28 protein-coding genes are annotated in these 22,311 nt (G+C 63.2%); 20 read left to right on the top strand and 8 right to left on the bottom strand.

The window, feature by feature from the left end:
* The 11 genes from rplX to map all read left to right on the top strand — a co-directional run bounded on the left by rplX (position 1) and on the right by map (position 6,690).
* Positions 1-369 (top strand): 50S ribosomal protein L24, encoded by a 369-nt coding sequence (gene rplX, locus BEP01S_RS14025; protein WP_039206327.1) that lies wholly within the window; start codon positions 1-3, stop codon positions 367-369.
* A complete protein-coding gene (rplE, locus tag BEP01S_RS14020) occupies positions 369-938 on the top strand; it encodes a 50S ribosomal protein L5 (protein WP_039206325.1) in 570 nt (189 codons plus the stop codon). Before rplX ends, rplE begins: the two co-directional genes overlap by 1 nt.
* A 67-nt stretch (positions 939-1,005) precedes the next feature.
* Positions 1,006-1,404 carry a 30S ribosomal protein S8 gene (gene rpsH, locus BEP01S_RS14015; protein WP_025777918.1) on the top strand — a complete coding sequence of 133 codons (399 nt, stop codon included), beginning with the start codon at positions 1,006-1,008 and terminating at the stop codon, positions 1,402-1,404.
* Positions 1,405-1,421: 17 nt separating this feature from the next.
* Positions 1,422-1,958, top strand: a complete 537-nt coding sequence (rplF, locus tag BEP01S_RS14010; RefSeq protein ID WP_062244442.1) for a 50S ribosomal protein L6 — start codon at positions 1,422-1,424, stop codon at positions 1,956-1,958.
* A gap of 2 nt (positions 1,959-1,960) precedes the next feature.
* Entirely contained in the window at positions 1,961-2,341 is a 381-nt protein-coding gene (gene rplR / locus BEP01S_RS14005; protein ID WP_039206323.1) for a 50S ribosomal protein L18, read from the top strand.
* The gene (gene rpsE, locus BEP01S_RS14000) at positions 2,338-3,021 is read left to right on the top strand and encodes a 30S ribosomal protein S5 (protein ID WP_039206321.1); all 684 of its coding nucleotides are present in this window, start codon (positions 2,338-2,340) and stop codon (positions 3,019-3,021) included. Before rplR ends, rpsE begins: the two co-directional genes overlap by 4 nt.
* The gene (gene rpmD / locus BEP01S_RS13995) at positions 3,021-3,203 is read left to right on the top strand and encodes a 50S ribosomal protein L30 (RefSeq protein ID WP_039206320.1); all 183 of its coding nucleotides are present in this window, start codon (positions 3,021-3,023) and stop codon (positions 3,201-3,203) included. The genes rpsE and rpmD overlap by 1 nt, the downstream gene beginning before the upstream one ends.
* Before the next feature lies 1 nt (position 3,204).
* A complete protein-coding gene (gene rplO, locus BEP01S_RS13990) occupies positions 3,205-3,657 on the top strand; it encodes a 50S ribosomal protein L15 (RefSeq protein ID WP_039206319.1) in 453 nt (150 codons plus the stop codon).
* Between the two features lie 282 nt (positions 3,658-3,939).
* Complete coding sequence (gene secY / locus BEP01S_RS13985; protein WP_039206318.1) at positions 3,940-5,241, top strand: preprotein translocase subunit SecY; 1,302 nt, start codon at positions 3,940-3,942, stop codon at positions 5,239-5,241.
* 49 nt (positions 5,242-5,290) lie between these two features.
* Positions 5,291-5,857, top strand: a complete 567-nt coding sequence (locus BEP01S_RS13980; RefSeq protein ID WP_039206316.1) for an adenylate kinase — start codon at positions 5,291-5,293, stop codon at positions 5,855-5,857.
* Complete coding sequence (gene map / locus BEP01S_RS13975; RefSeq protein WP_062244439.1) at positions 5,854-6,690, top strand: type I methionyl aminopeptidase; 837 nt, start codon at positions 5,854-5,856, stop codon at positions 6,688-6,690. Before BEP01S_RS13980 ends, map begins: the two co-directional genes overlap by 4 nt.
* A gap of 35 nt (positions 6,691-6,725) precedes the next feature.
* On the opposite strand, the gene BEP01S_RS13970 is transcribed toward map, so the two are convergent.
* Positions 6,726-6,965, bottom strand: a complete 240-nt coding sequence (locus BEP01S_RS13970; RefSeq protein ID WP_039206313.1) for a hypothetical protein — start codon at positions 6,963-6,965, stop codon at positions 6,726-6,728.
* A gap of 78 nt (positions 6,966-7,043) precedes the next feature.
* Here BEP01S_RS13970 and BEP01S_RS13965 point away from each other — a divergent pair, with 78 nt between their 5' ends.
* Positions 7,044-7,928, top strand: coding sequence for a PaaX family transcriptional regulator (locus tag BEP01S_RS13965; protein ID WP_062244436.1), 885 nt, complete (start codon positions 7,044-7,046; stop codon positions 7,926-7,928).
* A 33-nt stretch (positions 7,929-7,961) separates the two neighbouring features.
* Here the strand turns inward: BEP01S_RS13965 and BEP01S_RS13960 are convergent, their stop codons facing one another.
* Entirely contained in the window at positions 7,962-9,107 is a 1,146-nt protein-coding gene (locus tag BEP01S_RS13960) for a MalY/PatB family protein (protein ID WP_062244433.1), read from the bottom strand.
* A 378-nt stretch (positions 9,108-9,485) separates the two neighbouring features.
* On the opposite strand from BEP01S_RS13960, the gene infA reads away from it, so the two are divergent.
* From infA to rplQ, 6 genes are all read left to right on the top strand, one after another.
* The gene (gene infA, locus BEP01S_RS13955) at positions 9,486-9,707 is read left to right on the top strand and encodes a translation initiation factor IF-1 (protein WP_009379245.1); all 222 of its coding nucleotides are present in this window, start codon (positions 9,486-9,488) and stop codon (positions 9,705-9,707) included.
* A gap of 58 nt (positions 9,708-9,765) precedes the next feature.
* Positions 9,766-9,879 (top strand): 50S ribosomal protein L36, encoded by a 114-nt coding sequence (rpmJ, locus tag BEP01S_RS13950; RefSeq protein WP_009884960.1) that lies wholly within the window; start codon positions 9,766-9,768, stop codon positions 9,877-9,879.
* Positions 9,880-10,093: 214 nt separating this feature from the next.
* Positions 10,094-10,462 carry a 30S ribosomal protein S13 gene (rpsM, locus tag BEP01S_RS13945; RefSeq protein WP_025777905.1) on the top strand — a complete coding sequence of 123 codons (369 nt, stop codon included), beginning with the start codon at positions 10,094-10,096 and terminating at the stop codon, positions 10,460-10,462.
* Positions 10,463-10,514: 52 nt separating this feature from the next.
* Positions 10,515-10,919 carry a 30S ribosomal protein S11 gene (rpsK, locus tag BEP01S_RS13940; RefSeq protein ID WP_025777904.1) on the top strand — a complete coding sequence of 135 codons (405 nt, stop codon included), beginning with the start codon at positions 10,515-10,517 and terminating at the stop codon, positions 10,917-10,919.
* A 152-nt stretch (positions 10,920-11,071) separates the two neighbouring features.
* Positions 11,072-12,070, top strand: coding sequence for a DNA-directed RNA polymerase subunit alpha (locus BEP01S_RS13935; protein WP_025777903.1), 999 nt, complete (start codon positions 11,072-11,074; stop codon positions 12,068-12,070).
* A 23-nt stretch (positions 12,071-12,093) separates the two neighbouring features.
* Complete coding sequence (rplQ, locus tag BEP01S_RS13930) at positions 12,094-12,645, top strand: 50S ribosomal protein L17 (protein ID WP_062244430.1); 552 nt, start codon at positions 12,094-12,096, stop codon at positions 12,643-12,645.
* 356 nt (positions 12,646-13,001) lie between these two features.
* Here the strand turns inward: rplQ and putP are convergent, their stop codons facing one another.
* From putP to purU, 6 genes are all read right to left on the bottom strand, one after another.
* A complete protein-coding gene (gene putP / locus BEP01S_RS13925; RefSeq protein WP_062244428.1) occupies positions 13,002-14,522 on the bottom strand; it encodes a sodium/proline symporter PutP in 1,521 nt (506 codons plus the stop codon).
* Between the two features lie 119 nt (positions 14,523-14,641).
* On the bottom strand, positions 14,642-15,796 hold the full coding sequence (locus BEP01S_RS13920) for a nitroreductase family protein (RefSeq protein ID WP_062244425.1): 1,155 nt from the start codon (positions 15,794-15,796) through the stop codon (positions 14,642-14,644).
* On the bottom strand, positions 15,793-16,944 hold the full coding sequence (locus tag BEP01S_RS13915) for a GNAT family N-acetyltransferase (protein WP_062244422.1): 1,152 nt from the start codon (positions 16,942-16,944) through the stop codon (positions 15,793-15,795). Before BEP01S_RS13915 ends, BEP01S_RS13920 begins: the two co-directional genes overlap by 4 nt.
* An 11-nt stretch (positions 16,945-16,955) precedes the next feature.
* The gene (locus tag BEP01S_RS13910) at positions 16,956-17,378 is read right to left on the bottom strand and encodes a hypothetical protein (protein ID WP_039206293.1); all 423 of its coding nucleotides are present in this window, start codon (positions 17,376-17,378) and stop codon (positions 16,956-16,958) included.
* The gene (locus BEP01S_RS13905; RefSeq protein ID WP_062244419.1) at positions 17,365-18,987 is read right to left on the bottom strand and encodes a phenylacetate--CoA ligase family protein; all 1,623 of its coding nucleotides are present in this window, start codon (positions 18,985-18,987) and stop codon (positions 17,365-17,367) included. Before BEP01S_RS13905 ends, BEP01S_RS13910 begins: the two co-directional genes overlap by 14 nt.
* 140 nt (positions 18,988-19,127) lie before the next feature.
* The gene (gene purU / locus BEP01S_RS13900; protein WP_039206290.1) at positions 19,128-19,979 is read right to left on the bottom strand and encodes a formyltetrahydrofolate deformylase; all 852 of its coding nucleotides are present in this window, start codon (positions 19,977-19,979) and stop codon (positions 19,128-19,130) included.
* Between the two features lie 168 nt (positions 19,980-20,147).
* Here purU and glyA point away from each other — a divergent pair, with 168 nt between their 5' ends.
* Entirely contained in the window at positions 20,148-21,422 is a 1,275-nt protein-coding gene (gene glyA, locus BEP01S_RS13895; RefSeq protein ID WP_062244416.1) for a serine hydroxymethyltransferase, read from the top strand.
* On the top strand, positions 21,422-22,306 hold the full coding sequence (locus tag BEP01S_RS13890; RefSeq protein ID WP_062244413.1) for a bifunctional methylenetetrahydrofolate dehydrogenase/methenyltetrahydrofolate cyclohydrolase: 885 nt from the start codon (positions 21,422-21,424) through the stop codon (positions 22,304-22,306). The genes glyA and BEP01S_RS13890 overlap by 1 nt, the downstream gene beginning before the upstream one ends.
* Positions 22,307-22,311 lie beyond the last annotated feature (5 nt).

The following is a 22,311-nucleotide window of genomic DNA, read 5'->3' as shown; positions in this document are numbered from 1 at the left end:
ATGGCGAACAAGCTCAAGATCAAGAAGGGCGACCTCGTCCAGGTCATCGCCGGCGCTCGGCAGTCCCGTGGTGGCGATCGTGGGAAGCAGGGCAAGGTCCTTGCCGTCTACCCCGAACGCAACCGCGTCCTCGTTGAGGGTGTCAACCGCGTGATCAAGCACAAGAAGGCTACGCAGACTCAGGCCGGCGGCACCGCTGGTGGCCGTGAGACCCACGAAGCCCCCATCCACGTGTCCAACGTGGCGCTTGTTGATCCCAAGGACAACAAGCCCACCCGCGTCGGATACCGCGAGGAGAGCGTCGAGCGCGACGGTCGCACCAAGACCATTCGGGTTCGCTTCTCGCGTCGCACCGGGGAGGAGATCTGATGACGGAAACAACCACCAGCCGTCCCGCACCGCGTCTCAAGCAGATTTACCGCGAAGAGATCGTTGCGAAGCTGCAGGAAGAGTTCAACTACGCCAACCCCATGCAGGTTCCCGGACTGACCAAGGTCGTCGTGAACATGGGTGTGGGTGACGCAGCACGCGATTCCAAGATGATCGAAGGCGCGATCAACGACCTGACTCTGATCACCGGTCAGAAGCCCGTCGTGACCCGTGCCCGCAAGTCCATCGCACAGTTCAAGCTGCGCGAGGGACAGCCCATCGGCGCCCACGTCACCATGCGTGGAGCTCGGATGTGGGAGTTCATCGACCGCGTCATCACTCTGGCACTGCCGCGTATCCGCGACTTCCGCGGACTCTCGGATCGTCAGTTCGACGGAAACGGTAACTACACCTTCGGCCTCACGGAGCAGTCCATGTTCCACGAGATCGACCAGGACCGGATCGACCGTGTCCGCGGTATGGATATCACCGTCGTCACCACCGCGGCAACCGACGACGAGGGACGTGCACTGCTGCGTCACCTCGGGTTCCCGTTCAAGCAAAAATAATCGCTACGTTGCAGGTCCAAGCACAGTACGTGGGCGGAAACCGTAACGAGGAAGGGCAAGTGCCCAAATGACAATGACTGATCCAGTCGCAGATATGCTTACGCGTCTGCGCAACGCCAACTCGGCTTATCACGAGGACGTCAGCATGCCGTTCTCGAAGCTCAAGTCGAACATCGCCGAGATCCTCAAGACCGAGGGCTACATCACTGGCTGGAGCGTCGAAGACGCCGAAGTCGGCAAGACGCTGCTCCTGGACCTGAAGTTCGGACCCAACCGGGAACGTTCGATCGCCGGCCTGCGCCGTGTGTCTAAGCCGGGACTGCGCGTGTACGCGAAGTCCACGAACCTGCCCAAGGTTCTCGGCGGACTCGGCATCGCCATCCTGTCGACCTCGTCAGGTCTCCTGACGGACCGTCAGGCCGCCAAGAAGGGTGTGGGTGGGGAAGTCCTCGCCTACGTCTGGTAAAGGAAGGAGAGAAGAACATGTCACGTATTGGCAAGAACCCGATCTCCGTTCCCAGCGGCGTCGAGGTCAAGGTCGACGGCCAGGATGTCGCCGTCAAGGGACCTAAGGGCGAACTGTCCGTCACCATCGCCGAGCCGATCACCGTATCGCTCGAAGACGGTGTCGTCACAGTGGCCCGTCCGGACGAAGAGCGCGAATCGCGTTCGCTGCACGGACTGTCCCGCACGCTCATCAACAACATGATCGTCGGTGTGACCGAAGGCTACTCCAAGGCCCTCGAGATCGTCGGAACCGGTTACCGTGTCCTGGCCAAGGGATCGAACCTCGAGTTCGCCCTCGGCTACAGCCACCCGATCGTCGTCGAACCGCCGGAGGGCATCTCCTTCAGCGTCGACGGTCAGACCAAGGTCGCTGTCCACGGAATCGACAAGCAGCTCGTCGGTGAGACCGCTGCGAACATCCGGAAGCTGCGCAAGCCCGAGCCTTACAAGGGCAAGGGCGTGCGCTACGCCGGCGAAATCGTCCGTCGCAAGGTCGGAAAGGCTGGTAAGTAACGATGGCCTTTGGCAAGAAGGAAAGCTACGGCAAGGGCAGGGCAGCTGCTCGCAAGCGTCGTCACGCTCGTCTGCGCAAGCATGTCAGCGGTACGTCCGAGCGCCCTCGCCTGTCAGTGACTCGCTCCACGCGCCACGTCTTCGTCCAGGTCATCGACGACACCGTCGGCAAGACCCTGGTCTCGGCCTCCACCATGGAAGCCGACCTGCGGACATTCGAAGGCGATAAGACCGGCAAGGCCCGCAAGGTGGGCGAGCTGGTTGCTCAGCGCGCCAAGGACGCCGGAATCGACTCCGTCGTCTTCGACCGTGGAGGCAATGCCTACCACGGCCGTGTGCAGGCAATCGCCGAAGGTGCCCGTGAAGGAGGATTGGCCCTATGAGCACTGAAGAGAACAAGGAACAGCAGGCAACTGCTGAGACCCGCACCGACAACAGCGGTGACCGTTCCTCCCGTGGCCGCGGCCAGGGTGGACAGGGCGGTCAGGGTCGCGGACGCGGCGAAGGCCGTGGACGCGGCGGTCGCAACGACCGTGACGACAAGAACCAGTTCATCGAACACGTCATCACGATCAACCGCGTGTCGAAGGTCGTCAAGGGTGGACGTCGGTTCTCCTTCACGGCTCTCGTCGTGGTCGGAGACGGCGACGGCATGGTCGGCATGGGCTACGGCAAGGCGAAGGAAGTTCCTGCCGCCATCGCCAAGGGTGTCGAGGAAGCGAAGAAGAACTTCTTCCGCGTTCCCCGCATCCAGAAGACCATTCCGCACCCGATCCAGGGCGAGGAAGCCGCAGGCGTCGTCCTGCTGCGTCCGGCCGCTCCTGGTACCGGTGTCATCGCTGGTGGACCCGTTCGTGCGGTCCTCGATGCGGCAGGCGTCCAGGACGTCCTGTCCAAGTCGCTGGGCTCGGCGAACGCGATCAACATCGTGCATGCTGCGATCACCGCACTGAAGGGCCTTGAGCGTCCGGAAGAGGTTGCGGCTCGCCGTGGCCTGCCCGTCGACGAAGTTGCTCCGCACGCACTGCTGCGAGCAGCTGCTGAAAGTGGGGCGAAGTCCTGATGGCAAAGCTCAAGATTACTCAGCGCAAATCCGCAATCGGATACCGTCAGAACCAGCGCGACACGCTGCGTTCGCTCGGTCTCAAGCGGACCAACGACGTTGTGGTGCAGGAAGATCGCCCCGAGATCCGGGGAATGATCAACACTGTCCGCCACATCGTGACTGTGGAAGAGGTCGATTGATATGTCGAACAACGACTCGCTGAAGCTGCACGATCTGCGCCCTGCCCCCGGAGCCAAGACCGCCAAGACCCGCGTCGGTCGTGGTGAGGCTTCGAAGGGTAAGACCGCCGGACGCGGAACCAAGGGCACGAAGGCCCGTTACCAGGTTCCGCACGGCTTCGAGGGCGGCCAGACCCCGATGCACATGCGTCTGCCCAAGCTGCGTGGATTCAAGAACCCCGCCAAGGTGGAGTTCCAGGTTGTCAACCTCGACAAGCTGTCCAGCCTGTTCCCTGAGGGCGGAGACGTCACCGTCTCCGATCTCGTGGAGAAGGGCGCAGTGCGCGCGAACCAGCCCGTCAAGGTTCTCGGCACCGGTGAGATAACCGTGGCTCTGAACATCACTGCAGACAAGTTCTCCGGCTCCGCAGCCGAGAAGATCAAGGCTGCAGGCGGAAGCACCAACGAGGCCTGATCCGTTCCACTGGAACGGGATCCCGGCTTCGACGCTGGTGAGGGGGCGGTCACTTCGGTGACCGCCCCCTTCTGCATCCCCAGGAGGCATACCCCGGGGGAGGGGCGGACAGCGACTGAGACCGCGCCGTTGCCTTCTGGAACACAGCCTGAGAGGAGTCCGCACAGAGCTCCTCCGGTTTCAGCCTGGAGGGCATACCCTGGTAGTCTTTTGCAGGTATTTGTCTCAATCGCCAGGTCGCGACCACGACTCTGACTTTTCATCCCCCAACGAGGAGGACGCTTGATCGGCGCAATCCGGAGGGCCTTCAGAACGCCCGACTTGAGGAACAAACTCCTCTTCACCATGGGCATTCTTGTCATCTTCCGACTCGGCTCGTTCATTCCTTCGCCTGGCATCGATTACACCAAGGTTCAGGAATGCGTGGCCTCGCCTCAGCTCAATGAGGGCGGATTCGCCATGATCAACCTCTTCAGCGGCGGCGCGCTGCTGCAGCTGTCGATCTTCGCCCTGGGCATCATGCCCTATATCACCGCGAGCATCATCGTCCAGCTCCTGCGTGTGGTCATTCCCCGCTTCGAAGCCCTCCACAAGGAAGGCGCCTCAGGTCAGGCGAAGCTGACTCAGTACACCCGCTACCTCACTATCGGCCTTGCGGTCCTCAACTCGACGACCCTCGTGGCGACCGTCCGCTCGGGCGCACTCTTCGGCGACGTCGAGAACTGTCAGGACCTCATCGCCAACGACACCTGGTGGGGCATCGCAGTCCTCGTTCTCACCCTGACCGCAGGCACCGGCCTGATCATGTGGCTGGGCGAGCAGATCACCGAGCACGGAGTGGGCAACGGAATGTCGCTGCTCATCTTCACCTCGGTCGCCTCCGCCTTCCCGTCCTCGCTGGGCGCGATCCTCCGCGAGCAGGGCGTCGACATCTTCCTCATCGTCATGGCCGTCGGCCTCGTCCTCGTCGCCCTCGTCGTCTTCGTCGAGCAGTCGCAGCGCCGTGTCCCCGTCCAGTACGCCAAGCGCATGGTGGGCCGTCGGATGTTCGGCGGAACCTCGACCTACATTCCGATCAAGGTGAATATGGCCGGCGTCATCCCCGTCATCTTCGCCTCCTCCGTGCTCTACCTGCCGAGCCTGATCTCGCAGTTCTTCGATCCCGAGTCGAAGTGGGTCGAATGGATCAACACCTACTTCACTCGCGGCGATCACCCGATCTACATCACCGTGTACGCACTGCTGACGATCTTCTTCGCCTACTTCTACGTGGCCATCACCTTCAACCCGGAAGAAGTCGCGGACAACATGAAGAAGTACGGCGGCTTCATCCCCGGTATCCGTGCCGGCCGCCCGACCGCGGAATACCTGAGCTACGTGCTCAGCCGCATCAACTTCCCCGGCTCGCTCTACCTTGCCTTCGTCGCCCTCATCCCGCTGATCGCACTGGTGCTCATCAACGCCAACCAGAACTTCCCGTTCGGCGGCACCTCCCTGCTGATCGTCGTCGGCGTCGGCCTCGAAACTGTCAAGCAGATCGACGCGCAGATGCAGCAGCGCCACTACGAGGGCCTGCTGCGCTGATTCGACCGGACGCTGACGTACAGCGGACATCCCATTGGAAGGACACCTTATGAGTTCACGCATCATCCTGATCGGCCCTCCCGGCGCCGGCAAGGGCACCCAGGCCGCACGTCTGTCCGAGGCGCTCGGCGTCCCGGCCATCTCGACCGGAGACATCTTCCGGGCGAACGTGAAGGGCGAGACCGAGCTGGGCAAGCTGGCCAAGCGCTACATGGACGCCGGAGAGTACGTGCCCGACGAGGTCACGAACTCCATGGTCGCCGATCGTCTGGCACAGGATGATGCTGCCGAGGGCTTCCTTCTCGACGGATACCCCCGCACCAGCGCACAGGTCGATGAGCTCGACCGTATCCTCGCGGCCGAGGACAAGGCCATCGAACACGTCGTCGAACTCACGGCCGACACCGACGAGGTCGTCGCCCGTCTGCTCGCCCGTGCTCAGACCGAGGGCCGCAGCGATGACAGCGAAGACGTCATCCGCCACCGACTCGATGTCTACGAAGAGCAGACTCAGCCGCTGACCGACATCTACCGCAGCCGCGGTCTGCTGCGCCAGGTCGACGGACTGGGCGAGGTCGAGGACATCACCGAACGCATTCTGTCGACCATTCGATGATCTTCGGACCACGTATCGAGCTGAAGTCTCCCGTAGAGCTTGAGCTCATGCATCGGGCCGGGCAGCTGACACGCCAAGTGCTGTCAGCGGCCCGGTCCGCGGCCGTTCCCGGGGCCACCACCGCCGAGGTGGACGCCGCCGCCGAAGCCGTCATCGACTCCGCTGGCGCCCGCTCGAATTTCAAGGGCTATCAGGGATTCCCTGCTGTCGTGTGCATCTCCGTGAACGAGGAGATCGTCCACGGCATCCCGGGATCTCGTGTCCTGCAAGCCGGAGATATCGTCTCGATCGACGGCGGCGCCATCGTCGAAGGCTTCCACGGGGATTCAGCGCTGACGATGATCGTCGGAGGCGACGAAGCGGGCACCGCCGCCGATCGTGAGCTGTCATCCGCCACCGAGGCGGCCATGTGGGCAGGCATCGCAGCATTTGCGACCGGCACGAAGGTCAGCGACATCGGCGACGCGATCGATGATTTCGTCTCCGAATCCTTCCCACATCTGGGACTCGTCGAAGAGTTCACTGGCCACGGCATCGGCACCTCGATGCACATGGCTCCCGAGGTGCTCAACTACCGTGCACGCTCGAACGGCCCGAAGATCAAGCCCGGAATGTGCCTGGCGATCGAACCGATGCTCACCACCGGCGGTGCGGACACGCGTACGCTCGCCGACGACTGGACCGTCGTCACGGCGGATGGTTCACGAGCAAGCCACTGGGAGCACAGTGTGGCTCGCCATGATGGGGGAGTCTGGGTACTCACCGCCGACGATGGGGGAGCGGCCGGGCTGGCGCCGTTCGGAATCACTCCCGTGCCTCCGAAGGGCGTCTGAGGGGAGAACTCCGGGGACGCGCCCGAGGGGAGAACTCAGGTGACAGGCATCTGTCGTCTCAGGGAAGATCTGCCGACGAAGTAAACTGCGGCGAACGTTCCCGATGCTGCCATCAGCGCGAGGGCGAACATCCACGTCGCGGTCTCGGCAATGGTGAATCCGAAGATCTGGAATGCGCAGAAGGCGATGAAAGCCGTGATGGCTCCCGCCAGCAGTCCGGATGTGCGGGACATCTGGTATGCGCGTTGATCGATTGTGTACTTCTCGTCATCCATGTCGTGGCTCCTCGTCGCTTCGCTGCGATCTCGGTCCTGTCGGCACCGATCCTTGTGTTTTCACGGTAGGATCTGGCCATGACGAGTGTCCACGATGTCCCGAAACGTCGGACAGATGTGGGTGATCGGTATCGGATGACACGGATCGCCTTCGACGTGATCTCTGCTTTCGGGTGTCTGCAGGCAAGCGGACTGCCTGGTCCTGTCATTGTCAATGTGCTGGGTGAACACGGGTATTCGACCTCGAGCGTGCACAATCAACTCGTGCGGATGGTCCAAAGAGGTATCATCAGCAGCGAACGGTTCGGACGAGTCTCCGTCTACCGCTTGAGCGAACATGTCCTCTCGGATTTCGGCGACATCGCAGGCGATCATGTCTTTCCGGACTATGAGGGTCGGTTCCACACCATTGTGTATTCAGTTCCGGAAGCCGAGCGTGGTCTGCGGGATCGCCTGCAGTACATCGCCCGGAGTCTGGGGTACAGGCAGCTGCGACCGGGGATCCTCATCGGCTTCGCTGACCGAAGCTCTCAGCTCATGGCGCGGCTGCCCGAGATGCCCGGTCCCAGCTGGTCCGAGGCGGGCGAGCTGTCACCCGACTCCATCGCGGCGGCCCGCAGGATGACGACTCGGGCCTTCGAACTCGACGCCGCTCTTGACCAGCTGCCTCCACTGGAGCAGCGCATGAGCGCACTGAGCTCTGGTGGTTCAGCACCGGGTACCGGGTGTCCAGAGCTGAGCCTGGGAGCCTTCTTCGACCTCTATTTTGACGTCGCCCGTGCAGTGATGACCCACCCGCTGCTGCCCGAGATCCTCGTCGACGGCAATCAGCCGGCTCTGCGGTTCCGTGCTCTCATGCAGAAGTGCAACCTCGAATACTACCTGCGCTATGACCAGCAGATCCGCGAGTGCGCGGCAGCCAGCTCGTCCTTCGATCTGATCGAGTGGCTGCCGGAGCACTGAGCCGCCGAACTCAGGTGAGGCCCGGACGGAAGGTCAGAGGATCCGGGCGATCCTCTCGACCGCCTCGGTGAGCAGCGGACGGGGGAGGCCGAAGTTGAACCGGATATGACCGGCCCCGACCTCACCGCACAGTCGACCCTCGGTCACGGCCACCTCGGCGCGGGACCTGATGTGATCGGACAGTCCCGACTCCAACCCGTAGCCGCGCAGATCCAACCACGCCAAGTAGGTGCCTTCCGGTTCGATATAGGCGGCATTGGGCAGAAGCGAGCCGACGAGATCGGTGAAGTGGTCGCGGTTGCCCTTGAGATATCCGTTGACCTCGCTCAGCCAGTCGCCTGCACGGGTATATGCCGAAGTGGTCGCGAGGATTCCCGGGTTCGACGCCGCCCCGGAGACGAACTGTCCCTTCTTCGCCCAGACTTCACGATCGTCGGGGGACGTGAGGATGAGCTGTGCGCATTTGAGGCCGGGGATGTTGAAGGCCTTCGACGCAGCCGTCGCTGTCGCGGTGTGGGAGGCGGTCGCCTCGGTGAGCGTGGCATAGGGGATGTGCCGAGCGGGGGCATAGACGACGGGAGCGTGGATCTCATCGGAGAACACCCGGGCGCCGGCCGCCTCGACGACATCGGCGAGGGCCAGCAGCTCGGCCTCGGTGTAGACCTTGCCGATCGGATTGTGCGGATTGCACAGGACGAACGTGGCTCCGGGCGTCAGAGCAGATGCAATGGCGTCGAGGTCGAGGGACCAGCCGGTCTCCGACCGCAGCATCGGGACTTCGATGAGTTCGCGTCCGGTCACGCGCGCGACGTCGAAGAACGGCATATAAGCCGGCGTCGGCAGCACGATCGGAGTGTTATACGGGGTGAGATGGGTGAGCACGCCGAGGAACGCCGCGAGCACATCACTGGCAGGTTCGATGTGCCCGACGGGAATCCGCCAGCCGAACTGCTCGGAGCAGAAGTTCGAGGTGGCTGTCTTGAGGTCGGCGACCAGATCGGCGGGAGCGTAGCCGTAGAGGTCTCGGTCATCGATGGTCTGCAGCGACTGGCGGACGGCGGGAGCGACCCCGAAGTCCATCTCGGCGATGAAGGCGCCGATGGAGCCGGGGAAGGAGGACCACTTGCGGCCGCCCTTCCTGACCAGGGATTCCTCGGTGATGGCATCGAAATCGGACATCTTCGTACTCCTCTTCGGGGACTGCGTCGGGTGCGGTTCTCACGCTAGCAGTCGGGGCGGCGAAGGTGGGGTCCATCCGTCGTCGGAGGTCATCGGAGGTCACGGGAGGGGTGGGCCGCCTCGGCGAAGAAGGGATTGTAAGGGACTTCACGCGCAGAAGCGAACACCGTGTGGAAGATTCTTTCTTCATAGTGTAGGGTTGATGATTGGTCTGTTCTCATTCAACTCACCCTTTTTCAGATGTGGGCGGCTTCTGCCATCCACTTCTTTTCATGTGGTGACGAGGACTGCAGGCCGAGGGGTCACCGACATTGAGTCGGTGATACACGATTACGTCGAACGCGAAGGTTTCGCGGGAATACGAGGTTAGCGAACGATATGGCCAAAAAAGAAGGGGTCATTGAGATCGAAGGCACCGTTGTCGAGGCTCTGCCGAACGCATCGTTCCGGGTTGAGCTGAGCAACGGGCACAAGGTGCTCGCACATATCTCCGGAAAGATGCGTCAGCACTACATCCGCATCCTTCCCGAGGACCGGGTCATCGTGGAGCTGTCTCCATACGATCTCTCGCGCGGACGAATCGTTTACCGCTACAAGTAAGGATCTTCGATCATTCGCGTCCTGTCCTGACGGGCAGGGACCGAAAGAAGGAAAAACGATGAAGGTTAAGCCCAGCGTCAAGAAGATCTGCGAGAACTGCCAGATTACCCGCCGTCACGGCCGGGTCATCGTCATCTGCTCCAACCCGCGCCACAAGCAGCGCCAGGGCTGAGCAGCTCGTTCTGAGCAGATCGAGGCTCCTCTGACAGGAGCCTCAGCAGCACCACACCCGCGCAAACCTCGCCATCTGCGTTCGGCGCCATGAGAAGTGAGAACTTCAGTGGAACAGACGCAGGACGATACCTCCGGTCGGGGGCCGGAGACCTTGGGAGACCAAGGACAGGTTTGCATCAGCACCTCCGAGACAACAACAGGAGACAGTACCCATGGCACGACTTGCCGGAGTCGACATCCCGCGTGAAAAGCGCGTGGAAGTCGCCTTGACTTACATCTATGGTGTGGGCCGCACCCGTGCGCGCCAGACCCTGACCGAAACGGGAATCAGCCCTGATACCCGTGTGAAGGACTTGAGCGACGCAGAGCTCGTCCAGCTGCGTGACTACATCGAGGGCACATTCCAGGTTGAGGGTGACCTCCGTCGTGAGGTGGCCGCCGATATCCGCCGCAAGGTCGAAATCGGAAGCTATGAAGGCCTGCGTCACCGCCGCGGTCTGCCGGTTCGCGGTCAGCGGACCAAGACGAATGCGCGTACCCGCAAGGGACCCAAGCGCACCGTGGCCGGTAAGAAGAAGTAACTCGCTCACCCGGTTGGCTGAGGCCAACCACCTCGATCAGGAGTAGGACAATATGCCTCCCAAGTCACGCGCCGCTACAGTGCGCAAGCCTCGCCGCAAGCTGAAGAAGAATATCGTTGCCGGCCAGGCTCACATCAAATCAACCTTCAACAACACCATCGTGTCGATCACTGATCCGACCGGTGCTGTCATCTCCTGGGCCTCCTCAGGTGAGATCGGCTTCAAGGGTTCGCGCAAGTCGACCCCGTACGCCGCTCAGATGGCTGCTGAATCGGCTGCTCGCCGGGCACAGGAACACGGCCTGAAGAAGGTCGACGTGTTCGTCAAGGGACCGGGCTCGGGCCGCGAGACGGCTATCCGTTCGCTGCAGGCCGCCGGCCTGGAACTGGGAACCATCCAGGATGTCACCCCCGTTCCGTTCAACGGCTGCCGTCCCCCCAAGCGCCGCCGCGGCTGATCCTTCCGTGGAACTGCAACGGATGACGGGTGCAAACCCGCTATCGGTCGCAGAACGGATTCCCAGATAACCCGAACCGTTCTTCATGGCTTTGAAGCCATGACGTGCAGTGCGAACGTCATATAGCGGATGTTCGCTGAAAGGAAGCCCACGTGCTCATTGCACAGCGCCCAACGCTCACGGAAGAAGTCGTCTCCGATAACCGCTCACGGTTCGCCATCGAACCGCTCGAGCCAGGATTCGGCTACACCCTCGGCAACTCGCTTCGCCGGACCCTGCTGTCCTCGATCCCTGGTGCCGCCGTCACGTCCATCCGGATCGACGGAGTGCTCCACGAGTTCAGCACCGTGCCGGGAGTCAAAGAGGATGTCACTGAGTTCATCCTCAACCTGAAGTCCCTGGTCGTATCGTCCGAATTCGACGAACCGGTCGTCGCCTACCTGCGCAAGCAGGGACCTGGCACCGTGACCGCTGCCGATGTCTCTGCTCCTGCTGGGGTCGAGATCCACAATCCGGACCTGCACATCGCCACGCTGAATGGTGAGGGTCGTCTGGACATGGAACTGACCATCGAACGTGGACGCGGATACGTTTCGAGCGCTCAGAACAAGAACGCGGATGCAGAGATCGGCCGTATCCCGGTCGATTCGATCTACTCTCCGGTTCTTAAGGTCACCTACAAGGTCGAAGCCACGCGTGTCGAACAGCGCACTGACTTCGATCGTCTGGTCCTCGACGTCGAAACCAAGCCCTCGATGACCCCGCGCGATGCCATCGCATCTGCGGGTAAGACCCTGGTCGAACTCTTCGGCCTGGCTCGAGAGCTCAACGTCGAAGCCGAAGGCATCGAGATCGGACCCTCGCCTGTGGACGCGGCACTGGCCGCCGACCTGGCGCTGGCGATCGAAGATCTCGACCTGACCGTGCGCTCCTACAACTGCCTCAAGCGCGAAGGCATCCACACCGTCGGTGAGCTCGTTGCTCGCAGCGAAGCCGACCTGATGGATATCCGCAACTTTGGTTCGAAGTCGATCGACGAGGTCAAGGCAAAGCTCAACGAGCTCGGCCTGAGCCTCAAGGACAGTCCTGCCGGGTTCGAAGCCGGTCTCGTTGATGAGGACCAGTCCTACGTCGAAGACGAACAGTACTGATTAAGACCTAGGAGTAACTGACAATGCCAACCCCAACCAAGGGTCCCCGCCTCGGCGGATCGCCCACACACGAGCGCATGATGCTCAACAACCTGGCAGCCCAGCTGTTCGAGCACAAGCAGATCAAGACGACCGTGACGAAGGCCAAGCGCCTGCGTCCGGTTGCCGAGCGCATGATCACGAACGCCAAGAAGGGTGACCTGGCCGCACGTCGTCGCGTGCTCGGCCAGATCTCCGACAAGTCGATCGTGCACGAGCTCTTCACCTCGATCGCCGAAACGATGGCCGAGCGTCCTGGCGGATACACCCGTATCACCAAGATCGGTCCTCGCCCCGGCGACAACGCCCCGATGGCCGTCATCGAACTGGTCCTCGAGCCCTACTCGCCGAAGCAGGCAACCGTGAAGGAAGCCGAGCAGGCTACCGCCGCTGCTGCCGCCCCGGCAGAAGAGGCACCGGTTGAGGCCGAGGTCGTCGACGAGGCTCCGGCCGAAGACGCCGCAGTCGAGGCAGACGCTGTTGAGGCAGACGCCGAGACCGCCGAAGAGTCCTCTGAGGCTGCCGAGGAGAAGTAAGCTCCTCGACTGACGTCCGGCTCGGATCTCCGAGGCTGGAAGTCACACACTTCAGGCGGGCACCCGAGTGGGTGCCCGCCTGAAGTGTATTCATCGCCGGTGTGGGGGCCGGTGGGACGCATGCACCGCGCTGGTGTACGGACCGCCTGGAACGCCTCGGCGGCGCTGGCCACATTTGGTTCCATTCATCAGGTTCGAAACTGATGAATGGAACGAAATGTGGCCGTTAGCGTACGAAACCTGATGCTTGGGACGAAATGTGGTTACTACGGGGCCGGAACGCGAAGAAGGCCGGGGCACTGTCATGCCCCGGCCTTCGTTCAGCTTGCGCTGGCGGCTATTTCACGCCTTGCCTCTCACTTCACTCGGGAGAGTGCCACCGATTCATCGAACTCGACGTCAGAGGCCTCATCGTGCTTGTACGTGAAGCGGCTGACGACGACGGCGACGATGAGGTTGACTGCGAAGCCGGGAATGATCTCGTAGATCGCGTCCGTCATCGGGGTGCTCACCTGGCCCCAGACGAAGGCCACGACCGCACCGGAGAGCAGACCGAACAGGGCACCCCAGTTGCTCAGACGCTTCCAGAACAGCGTGAGCAGAACGATCGGTCCGAACGAGGCACCGAAGCCTGCCCATGCGAAGGCGACGAGATCGAGGATGCTGTTCGACGGCGAAATGGCGAGCACTACCGCGATGATGGCGACGACGAGCACGCCGAGGCGGCCGAGCAGCACATAGGTCTTGTCCTGCAGTGTGCGCGTGGATCCGGCACGCAGGGCGACGATCTTGAACAGGTCCTCGATGAGAGCCGACGAGGTGACGACGAGCTGCGAGGAGATCGTCGACATGATCGCAGCCAGCACCGCGGCCAGCACGAGGCCGGCGATGAACGGGTGGAAGAGGATCTGTGCGAGGTCGAGGAAGACGGTTTCCGCGTCGGCGGGCTCCATGTCCGCGTGCTGCGAGAAGTAGGAGATGCCGACGATGGCGGTGGCGACGGCGCCGAGAGCAGAGATCGCCATCCAGCCGACTCCGATGCGTCGGGCGACGGTGGCGTCGGCAGGAGTGCGCAGAGCCATGAAGCGCACGATGATGTGCGGCTGTCCGAAGTAGCCGAGACCCCAGGCCAGGGCGGAGACGACGGAAGTGATGGTCGCGAAGGTCCAGAAGCCCTCAGAGCCGAAGAGGTTGAGCAGTCCGGGGTCGATCTCCGAGACATTGTTGATCACGGTCGACGGTCCGCCGGCGTTGATGACGGCGACGATCGGCACGGCCACAAGTGCGGCGAACATCAGCAGTCCCTGGGCGACGTCGGTGAGGGTCGCACCGAGGAAGCCGCCGAAGAGGGTGTAGATCATCGTGATCGCGGCGACGAGGAGCATTCCGCCGAGGTAGTTGAACCCGAAGCTCGACTCGAAGAATTTGCCGGCAGCCACCATTCCCGAAGAGACGTAGAAGGTGAAGAAGACGAGGATGATGATGCCGCAGACGATGCGCAGCAGACGGGTCCGATCCTTCAGCCGCTGTTCGAAGAAGCTGGGGATCGTGATCGAATCGCCGGCCTTCTCCGTGAACGCACGCAGTCGAGGAGCGACGATCTTCCAGTTGATCCACGCGCCGATCGTCAGGCCGATGGCGATCCAGGCTTCGATGAGACCGGAGACGTAGATGGCGCCGGGCAGACCCATCAGCAGCCAGCCGGACATGTCCGATGCGCCGGCGCTCAATGCCGCAACGCTGGGCCGGAGTCCACGTCCCGCGAGCATGTAGTCGTCGAGGTTGTTCTTCGTCTTACGATAGGCGAACCAGCCGATGGCCAGCATGCCGATGAAGTAGAGGACGATCGCAATCGTGCGGAAAGTGGTTTCCGTCATCTGAGCTCAGCTCCTTTGATAGGCCGAGCCGACCTTACAGCACAAGAGGTCGAAGGTGTGAATTCCCTGAGCGCCTATCTGCCGTGAGAATACACCGCGGGTCGTCGCCGACGGAAGAGCTAGAACGGTGACAATCGCGGTGCTCGGGGGACCGGAGTCGTGGAGGATCCGACGGTGAATGCGGCGATCGGACGGTCGAACTCCTGACAGTCGGTGTGGCCCCGTGCTCGACCACGGAGGAAGGTCGCCACTTCGTCTCGGACGGTCGGGCTGTCCTTGAGTTCCGAATGGACATCGACGCGCAGCCCGTGCCGGTCGAACGTCAGCCAGGTCCGAAGTAAGACCCGTCCTATCTCTACCTCATCCGCGGCTGTCAGCGCCGGCTGATCGGGGACGGCAAGGACCAGATGATGAGGATGACTTCGCTTCGTACGCGGAAGCACCGCAATTCGTGAACCTCGACCTGAGCTCGCGTACTTGCTTATCGCAGCTCTTGCCAAAGCCACCGGTGCGAGGCTCGCCGATGCCAGGCCGGTGATCCAGGAATGCAGCCATGGGCGATCGAGAGCTGCCGCTGCTCGAGCACCGAGCGCGGGGATGCGCAGACACTCGGCGGTGAGTCCGTCCTGATCGTAAGCCGGGTCGTCGGTGTCGAAGCGCAGCCAGCGCAGAGTCTCGGTGAACACCGATCGGTTGCCATAGGAATGCAGTGCGGCACGACGCAGCCATCCGCGCCAGGCATCGTCGGGGACTTCCACGAGGCGGACCGCTGTCTCGGCCATGGCGTTGCGGCAGATTTCAGTGGCCTCGGCGAATCGGGGGTCCGACCGCTTCAAGGGGCCGCGGTCGACCTGCCGATGGTGCAGATCGGCCACCCCGAACCTCGGCCATGCGCTCCCGTCCGTCAACGCCGATTCCACCCGGGTGGGGCCCGCCGTGGATTCCACGGATGCCATGGATTCCGTGGCGGTCAGGCGCAGCCGGATGTCCAAGGTGGGACCGCGTCCTCGAACGGTGACCGATTCGGTGCGCACCCCCGCCTCGGCGGCGGCGATCATCAGCGACTCCACCCAGCAGCCCATGCCCAGGTGAAGGTCCTCACTGCGCGGGTCCCCGTGCGGCAGCAGGCGAGCGGGGTCGACGCCGACCCGCACCTGCGCGACCTCGGCCGTGCAGTCTGTGATTTCGGGGACCCACGGCTGCGTGTTGTGGGCCGATGGAGCGGAGGCGGCTTCGGTGAGGAGCGACTCGATGAGAGCCGGGGTCAGTGTCAATGGTGCTCCTTGGGTGAGGACGGCGGCAGCTTGCGGTCGACGAACACGAGCCGGTGCATCTCGCTGCCGCCGGAACGGGCGAAGACCGCCGCCGAGGCGGGATTGTCCTCGGCGATGAATGTGACCCGCAGCCGTCGATATCCGTTGGCGACCAGCGCGGAGTTGAGCTCGCGGATGGCGAGGCTGAGCAGGCCCGTTCCCTGATGGCGGGGGTCGGTGCCCTGGATGATGAGCACGGCGTCTCGCAGCGTGCGGCGGTGCCGGAGCAGATCGAGAACGGTGCGAACACCGAGGTGGCCGCCGTGGCGGCGCAGAATCGGCACTGGGTCGGGGATGACGAGTGCGAAGCACCGAGGCGGGGCGTCGTCGGGATCATGCGCACCGGCGATATCGATGATGAGATCCGGATCCATCAGGGCGGACAGGCCCTGCATCTGTGAGCGCAGCTGCGCGGGGGAGATGTCTGTGTAATAGGGCAGAGAGGAGAAAGCCGCGTTGAGCGTCGGCAGCAGCCGGTCGGCGAAGCGACGGAGACCGATTCGAGAGACATGACGGCGACGCAGGCCCAGGCGATGCCATTCGGCGGCGGTGACCGTGGTGGCTCGGTCTGCAGGAATGGACCCGACGGGCACTTCCCACGTGTGTGCGGGACCCCAGGCGTCGAACCCCGCCTCGGCGAATGCTGGCCAAAAGAAGGCGGGATTCCACGCGGTGTCGAAGAAGCCGGGACGATCGACGCCGTCGGTGAGCAGACCGCCGGTGACGTTCGGCAGAGGCGAGACCGGGCCGAAGATCCGTGAGGCTCCCACCTGCTCGGCCCGTTCGACGAGGAATGCAATTAGCTCTTTGAGCGCTTCTGCGTCCACGGCTTCTGCGGCGCCGAAGAACAGAGGCGGAGCAGAAGCGTGAGCGGAGTCCAATTCCGCGGCCAAGGCCGCTGACCGGTGGCACATGACTCTGGCCGCCGCTTCTCCCTGATCGGTGTCGAACAGCCACAGCTCGACGGGTTCGTCGAACCATCCTCGGCCGGCGAACCAGTCGCGGATATCGGCGGCGAAGAGAGGAACATAATGGTCCTCCTCGCCGCGCGCTCGCGCCAGGCGTGGGTCCAGGTCGATGAACTCAGCGAGATCGGCCCGGGAGCTCACCCGCCGCGGTCTCATTCGGAGCTGAGCTTCGTGAATTCGTCGATCATGCCCAATCGGCCGTCCTCGGCCCGGTACTCTCCATTCGTGTATCCCCATTCCTCGGCCGTGAGGATCCGGATGAAGCCGCCTCGGGCCGGAGAGTCCTTGCCGCCGCCGACCAGCCACTTCATGATCTCCCGGTGCTCGGGGGTGCGCGCATAGGCCAGAAGGTCGTCATAGGTGGCGAAAGCGACCATCAGCCCGATCCGGTCGGGGAACTCATAGTAGCTGCGGTGCCACAGGTATCCGGCTGAGGCCTTCAGCCCTTTGGCCACTCGTGGCCACCGTCGCAGCTGGCCGACCATCGCCAGCGGGTTGCGGTAGCGGTTCGCGCCGAGGAAGAACACCTCGCCTCGGGCCTGGGGCGGAGCCTGGGAGAAATCATTCGATCGCATCGTCACCCTCCTGGGTTCTCTGAACGTAGACGTTCTTGATCTTTTTAGTTGCAGTTTCGAACGGCCCGGTGGCGTGGTCGTGGATCTCGACGTGGATCTCCGCGGTGGTAGGGTCCTCCTCCAGACTCTGCGCGAAGTCCCTCGACACCGACGCCAGGTGCCCGAGCACCCCCGCCTGGATCGTCTCGGCCAACTCCTGCCGTGAGGCATCGTCCATGGTCGGGGCCTCTTCCCGCAGCTGGATGTGCAGGGCCGGGCGCTGTTCATGACCGGCGATCTCGCGCAGTTCGATGCGGAAGGATTCGATGAGGTGGGCCTGGGGATTGTCTCGGTAGAGCCCGTTCTCGATGTCGAGGGGATAGATATTGGCTCCCATATACGAGATCGTCGAATCCGCGCGTCCGAACAGCAGCACGAAAGGCAGCTTCATCCCGTTTCCGGCAAACGCCTCTGAACATGCTCGCGCCAGATCCGGATGGCGGCGAGTGAGCGCGACCATGGTGGGGAAGTCGATGAGAGCGGCCTCGTCGCCGATGTTGTAGCGCAACCGCGGACTCATCACCGCAGACGAGTTGATCGTGGCAACCAGTTCACCGTCGTCGGTGGTCTCCAGAAAGGTCTCCAAGGGGTTGTACTGGAAGACCATCGGCACACGCGACTCGTCAGGACCGAGGACATCGGCACGGAAGTCCAGATCATGGGCCAGCGCCCGGCGGATGACGACCGAGAGATCGGATTCGCCGGCCATCCCGATCGTCAGGTCGCTGGCGCCGTACCCGGAGTACACACGGTCGAAACGCACCTCGAGGTAGTCGCGCAGACCTTCGGTCATCGCCTCTCCGCCGACGAACCCGTTGAGTCGGAAGTCGGCCCACTTCTCCGGTTCGGAGTCCATCCGGTCGACGAGATGTTTGAGGAATGGGGGATAGGCGCTGATGAGGTACGTGTGATTCGGTCCGAAGTGCTCCATCGTGTCGAGGATCTTCTCGAGATCCGGGCCCGTGTTCTTCACCATCGCCACTTTGGCCATGGCCAGTCCCGTATTCGTTCCCGTTGCCCAGGCCCCCATCGAGAAGGCGTTGATGCAGAACAGGTCCTTGTGGTCGAAGAGCATCGTGACATAGCCGGCGACGTTCTTATGGACGGTGTCGAGTTCCTTCTTCGACCGCATCCAGTTGAACGGGGTGCCCGAGGATCCCGAGGACTCGTCGACGACGGTGCCGATGCGGTCGATCCGACCGTCCCAGCAGCGATGCTCCTCGCTGTAGCGGCGAACGAACTCGTCCTTCGACGTCGGCGTATAGGCCTCGAGATCCCACCACCGGAATTCGAATCCGGAGCGCGCCAGATAGTCCTGATACGCAGGCACATCGAGGGAAGCCTGCTGGCAGATCATCCACGCATTGAGCTTCGCGAAGGGTTCGAGTCTCGGGCTGTAGTGGCGGGCAGTGAAACGCCAGATCGCGGGGTGTGCCCGGTAGGCGCCGTAGGCGGCGGTGAGCCCGACGTTCGCCAGACGCAACACGGCCTGACGGGCCAGATTCACGGGTCCGCGGGGGATCGGCAGACGTCGGAGCTCGGCTTCCGGTGTGAAGTGGGTCTCTCTCATGCTTTGAGGCTAACCCAGCCTTTGGTCCGGGGATACGGAAAATCGGATGTTGTGTCAGAACTGCATCACACGGTGATGCGAGCCCCGACCATCGCCGAGGCGGCCCACCGTTCGGTAGGCCGCCTCGGTGAGGTGGTGGTTCAGTCGAAGACGACCGTGCGGTGGCCGTCCATAAGGACCCGGCCCTCCGCATGCCAGGCAACGGCCCGGGCGAGCACGGCCGCTTCGACGTCCTGGCCCTGTCGGACGAAGTCGGCGATCGCCTGATTGTGATCGACGCGAGCGACATCCTGTTCGATGATCGGCCCCTCGTCGAGGTCGCTGGTGACATAGTGCGCGGTCGCGCCGATGATCTTCACGCCCCGCGCGTGCGCCTGGTGGTAGGGCTTCGCGCCCTTGAAGCTCGGCAGGAACGAATGGTGGATGTTGATGACCCGACCTTCGAGGCGGTCGCAGAGTTCGGGGGAGAGGATCTGCATGTACCGGGCCAAGACGATGAGTTCGACATCGAGCTCATCGACGAGAGCGGAGAGTCTCGCCTCGGCTTCGGCCTTCGTGTCCTTGGTGATCGGAATATGGTGGAAATCGTGTCCGTGGAATTCGGAGAGCGGACGCAGATCGTCGTGGTTGCCGGCGATGCCGACGATGTCGATGGGCAGCTGACCGGCCGAATGCCGGAACAGCAGAGTGTTGAGGCAGTGCGCGGCCTTGGACACCATGATCAGGGTGCGGGTCTTCTTCTCCACCGGCTGCAGGCTCACGGTCATCGCGAACTGGGGAGCCACCTCGGCGAGGGCGTCCTCCACGGTCCGGACCGTGGTCTGGTCGGACGTCGAGAACTGCAGGCGCAGGAAGAACTGACGGGAATCGGGGGAGGAGAACTGCTGCGATTCGGTGATGTTGCCGCCGAGCCCTGCGAGCACTCCGGTCACGGCATGGACGATGCCGGTCGAATCGGGGCAGGTGACTCTCAGAATCCATTCGCAGTTCATGGTCTTGATCCTAATCGGTGGCTGCGGATTCCACCCATCCGGTGTCGGCATCCGGATGGCGGTCGCGGCCCCGGAGCCAGGCGGCGTCGCTGTTAGCATGGTGGCGGGTGACGGCCGCATTCTGCGTGCTGCCTCGCTCCCATCATCGGATGCCACAGGAGAGTACTCATGACCGAAAATTCGATGCAGGCTTCGCTTGCCGACATCGACCCGCAGATTGCGGAAGTCCTCGACCTCGAGCTGGGTCGCCAGCGTTCGACGCTCGAGATGATCGCCTCGGAGAATTTCGTCCCCCGCGCCGTGCTGGAAGCACAGGGGTCGGTGCTGACGAACAAGTACGCCGAGGGCTATCCCGGCAAGCGCTACTACGGCGGCTGCGAATACGTCGACGTGGCAGAGAACCTCGCCATCGACCGCGCCAAGAGCCTCTTCGGCGCCGACTACGCGAACGTCCAGCCTCATTCCGGCGCCTCGGCCAACGCCGCAGTCATGCACGCCCTGGCTCGTCAGGGTGACAAGATGCTCGGTCTGTCCCTGGCCCACGGCGGTCACCTCACCCACGGCATGAAGATCAACTTCTCCGGTCGCCTCTACGATGTCGCCTCCTATGAGGTCGACCCCGACACCTACCGCATCGATATGGACAAGGTGCGCGAGAAGGCCCTCGAACACCGCCCCGAGGTCATCGTCGCCGGCTGGTCGGCCTACCCCCGTCAGCTGGACTTCCAGGCCTTCCGCGATATCTCGGACGAGGTCGGTGCGAAGCTGTGGGTCGATATGGCCCACTTCGCCGGACTCGTCGCCGCCGGCCTGCACCCGAACCCCGTGCCCTTCGCCGATGTCGTGTCCTCGACGGTCCACAAGACCATCGGCGGGCCTCGCTCCGGCTTCATCCTCGGCAAGGAGGAGTACGCGAAGAAGCTCAACTCCGCAGTCTTCCCCGGCCAGCAGGGCGGACCGCTCATGCACGTCATCGCGGCGAAGGCCGTGGCCTTCAAGCTCGCCGCCTCTGCCGAGTTCAAGGAACGTCAGGAACGCACCGTGCGCGGTGCTCAGATCCTGGCCGAACGCCTCCTGGCCTCCGACGTCGCCGAAGCCGGAGCCACCGTGCTCACCGGCGGCACCGATGTCCACCTCGTCCTCGTCGACCTGCGCAATTCCGCCCTCGACGGACAGCAGGCCGAGGATCTCCTCCACAATGTCGGAATCACCGTCAACCGCAATGCCGTTCCCTTCGACCCGCGCCCGCCGATGGTCACCTCCGGACTGCGCATCGGCACCCCGGCCCTGGCCACCCGCGGATTCGGCGACGAGGAATTCACCGTGGTCGCCGACGTCATCGCCGAGGCGCTCAAGCCGGGCGCCGACGTGGAAGCGCTCGCGGCTCGCGTGAAGAAGCTCAGCGACGAATTCCCCCTCTACGAAGGTCTGGAACAGTACTGATGAGTGCACAGATCCTCGACGGCAGAGCCTGCGCGAAGCAGATCAAAGCCGAACTCACCGAGGCAGTGGCGACCCTGGCGGAGTCCGGGGTCGTCCCGGGCCTCGGCACCGTCCTGGTGGGGGAGGACCCCGGATCGAAGTGGTACGTCGCGGGCAAGCACCGTGACTGCGCCGAGGTCGGGATCCATTCGATCCGCCATGACCTTCCGGAGTCGGTGAGCCAGGATGAGCTGTTGGCCGTCATCGACGAGCTCAACAACAATGACGCCTGCACCGGATACATCGTGCAGCTTCCTCTTCCGGACCATATCGACACGGACACGATCCTCGAGGCCATCGATCCGGCCAAGGACGCCGATGGTCTGCATCCGACGAACCTCGGACGGCTCGTGCTCAACGTCAATTCGGAGATCACGACTCCGCTTCCGTGCACTCCGCGCGGTGTCATCGAACTGATGAACCGCAACGGCATCGAGCTCAACGGCAAGCACGTCGTGGTCATCGGCCGCGGTGTCACCGTGGGCCGGTCCATCGGCGCGCTGCTGACTCGGCGCGAGCACAATGCGACAGTGACGCTGACGCACACCGGCACACGGAACCTCGATGAGCTGCTGGCTCAGGCCGATGTCATCGTTGCGGCCGCCGGTGCGGCACACATCGTGAAGCCCGAGGCGGTCAAGCCCGGAGCGATCGTCCTCGACGTGGGCGTCTCGCGTGAGACGGACCCGGAGACGGGGAAGTCGAAGATCGTCGGCGATGTGGATCCCGGTGTCGCCGAGGTGGCGTCCTGGGTCTCACCGAACCCGGGAGGCGTTGGTCCGATGACCCGAGCCCTGCTGCTCAAGAACGTCGTCGACACCGCTCAACGCTCAGCAGCCAACTGACCCCT

Origin of the sequence: Brevibacterium epidermidis NBRC 14811 (assembly GCF_001570805.1) — a bacterium.
GTDB classification, from domain to species: domain Bacteria; phylum Actinomycetota; class Actinomycetes; order Actinomycetales; family Brevibacteriaceae; genus Brevibacterium; species Brevibacterium epidermidis.
Note: the sequence above shows the minus strand (reverse complement) of the source record. Positions and strands in the feature narration are given on the sequence as shown.

Excerpts from the sequence above, each read along its gene's own strand:
- rplX (WP_039206327.1), top strand. The coding sequence starts at position 1 with ATGGCGAACAAGCTCAAGATCAAGAAGGGCGACCTCGTCCAGGTCATC.
- rplE (WP_039206325.1), top strand. The coding sequence starts at position 369 with ATGACGGAAACAACCACCAGCCGTCCCGCACCGCGTCTCAAGCAGATT.
- rpsH (WP_025777918.1), top strand. The coding sequence starts at position 1,006 with ATGACAATGACTGATCCAGTCGCAGATATGCTTACGCGTCTGCGCAAC.
- rplF (WP_062244442.1), top strand. The coding sequence starts at position 1,422 with ATGTCACGTATTGGCAAGAACCCGATCTCCGTTCCCAGCGGCGTCGAG.
- rplR (WP_039206323.1), top strand. The coding sequence starts at position 1,961 with ATGGCCTTTGGCAAGAAGGAAAGCTACGGCAAGGGCAGGGCAGCTGCT.
- rpsE (WP_039206321.1), top strand. The coding sequence starts at position 2,338 with ATGAGCACTGAAGAGAACAAGGAACAGCAGGCAACTGCTGAGACCCGC.
- rpmD (WP_039206320.1), top strand. The coding sequence starts at position 3,021 with ATGGCAAAGCTCAAGATTACTCAGCGCAAATCCGCAATCGGATACCGT.
- rplO (WP_039206319.1), top strand. The coding sequence starts at position 3,205 with ATGTCGAACAACGACTCGCTGAAGCTGCACGATCTGCGCCCTGCCCCC.
- BEP01S_RS13980 (WP_039206316.1), top strand. The coding sequence starts at position 5,291 with ATGAGTTCACGCATCATCCTGATCGGCCCTCCCGGCGCCGGCAAGGGC.
- map (WP_062244439.1), top strand. The coding sequence starts at position 5,854 with ATGATCTTCGGACCACGTATCGAGCTGAAGTCTCCCGTAGAGCTTGAG.
- BEP01S_RS13970 (WP_039206313.1), bottom strand. The coding sequence starts at position 6,965 with ATGGATGACGAGAAGTACACAATCGATCAACGCGCATACCAGATGTCC.
- BEP01S_RS13965 (WP_062244436.1), top strand. The coding sequence starts at position 7,044 with ATGACGAGTGTCCACGATGTCCCGAAACGTCGGACAGATGTGGGTGAT.
- BEP01S_RS13960 (WP_062244433.1), bottom strand. The coding sequence starts at position 9,107 with ATGTCCGATTTCGATGCCATCACCGAGGAATCCCTGGTCAGGAAGGGC.
- infA (WP_009379245.1), top strand. The coding sequence starts at position 9,486 with ATGGCCAAAAAAGAAGGGGTCATTGAGATCGAAGGCACCGTTGTCGAG.
- rpmJ (WP_009884960.1), top strand. The coding sequence starts at position 9,766 with ATGAAGGTTAAGCCCAGCGTCAAGAAGATCTGCGAGAACTGCCAGATT.
- rpsM (WP_025777905.1), top strand. The coding sequence starts at position 10,094 with ATGGCACGACTTGCCGGAGTCGACATCCCGCGTGAAAAGCGCGTGGAA.
- rpsK (WP_025777904.1), top strand. The coding sequence starts at position 10,515 with ATGCCTCCCAAGTCACGCGCCGCTACAGTGCGCAAGCCTCGCCGCAAG.
- rplQ (WP_062244430.1), top strand. The coding sequence starts at position 12,094 with ATGCCAACCCCAACCAAGGGTCCCCGCCTCGGCGGATCGCCCACACAC.
- putP (WP_062244428.1), bottom strand. The coding sequence starts at position 14,522 with ATGACGGAAACCACTTTCCGCACGATTGCGATCGTCCTCTACTTCATC.
- BEP01S_RS13910 (WP_039206293.1), bottom strand. The coding sequence starts at position 17,378 with ATGCGATCGAATGATTTCTCCCAGGCTCCGCCCCAGGCCCGAGGCGAG.
- BEP01S_RS13905 (WP_062244419.1), bottom strand. The coding sequence starts at position 18,987 with ATGAGAGAGACCCACTTCACACCGGAAGCCGAGCTCCGACGTCTGCCG.
- purU (WP_039206290.1), bottom strand. The coding sequence starts at position 19,979 with ATGAACTGCGAATGGATTCTGAGAGTCACCTGCCCCGATTCGACCGGC.
- glyA (WP_062244416.1), top strand. The coding sequence starts at position 20,148 with ATGACCGAAAATTCGATGCAGGCTTCGCTTGCCGACATCGACCCGCAG.
- BEP01S_RS13890 (WP_062244413.1), top strand. The coding sequence starts at position 21,422 with ATGAGTGCACAGATCCTCGACGGCAGAGCCTGCGCGAAGCAGATCAAA.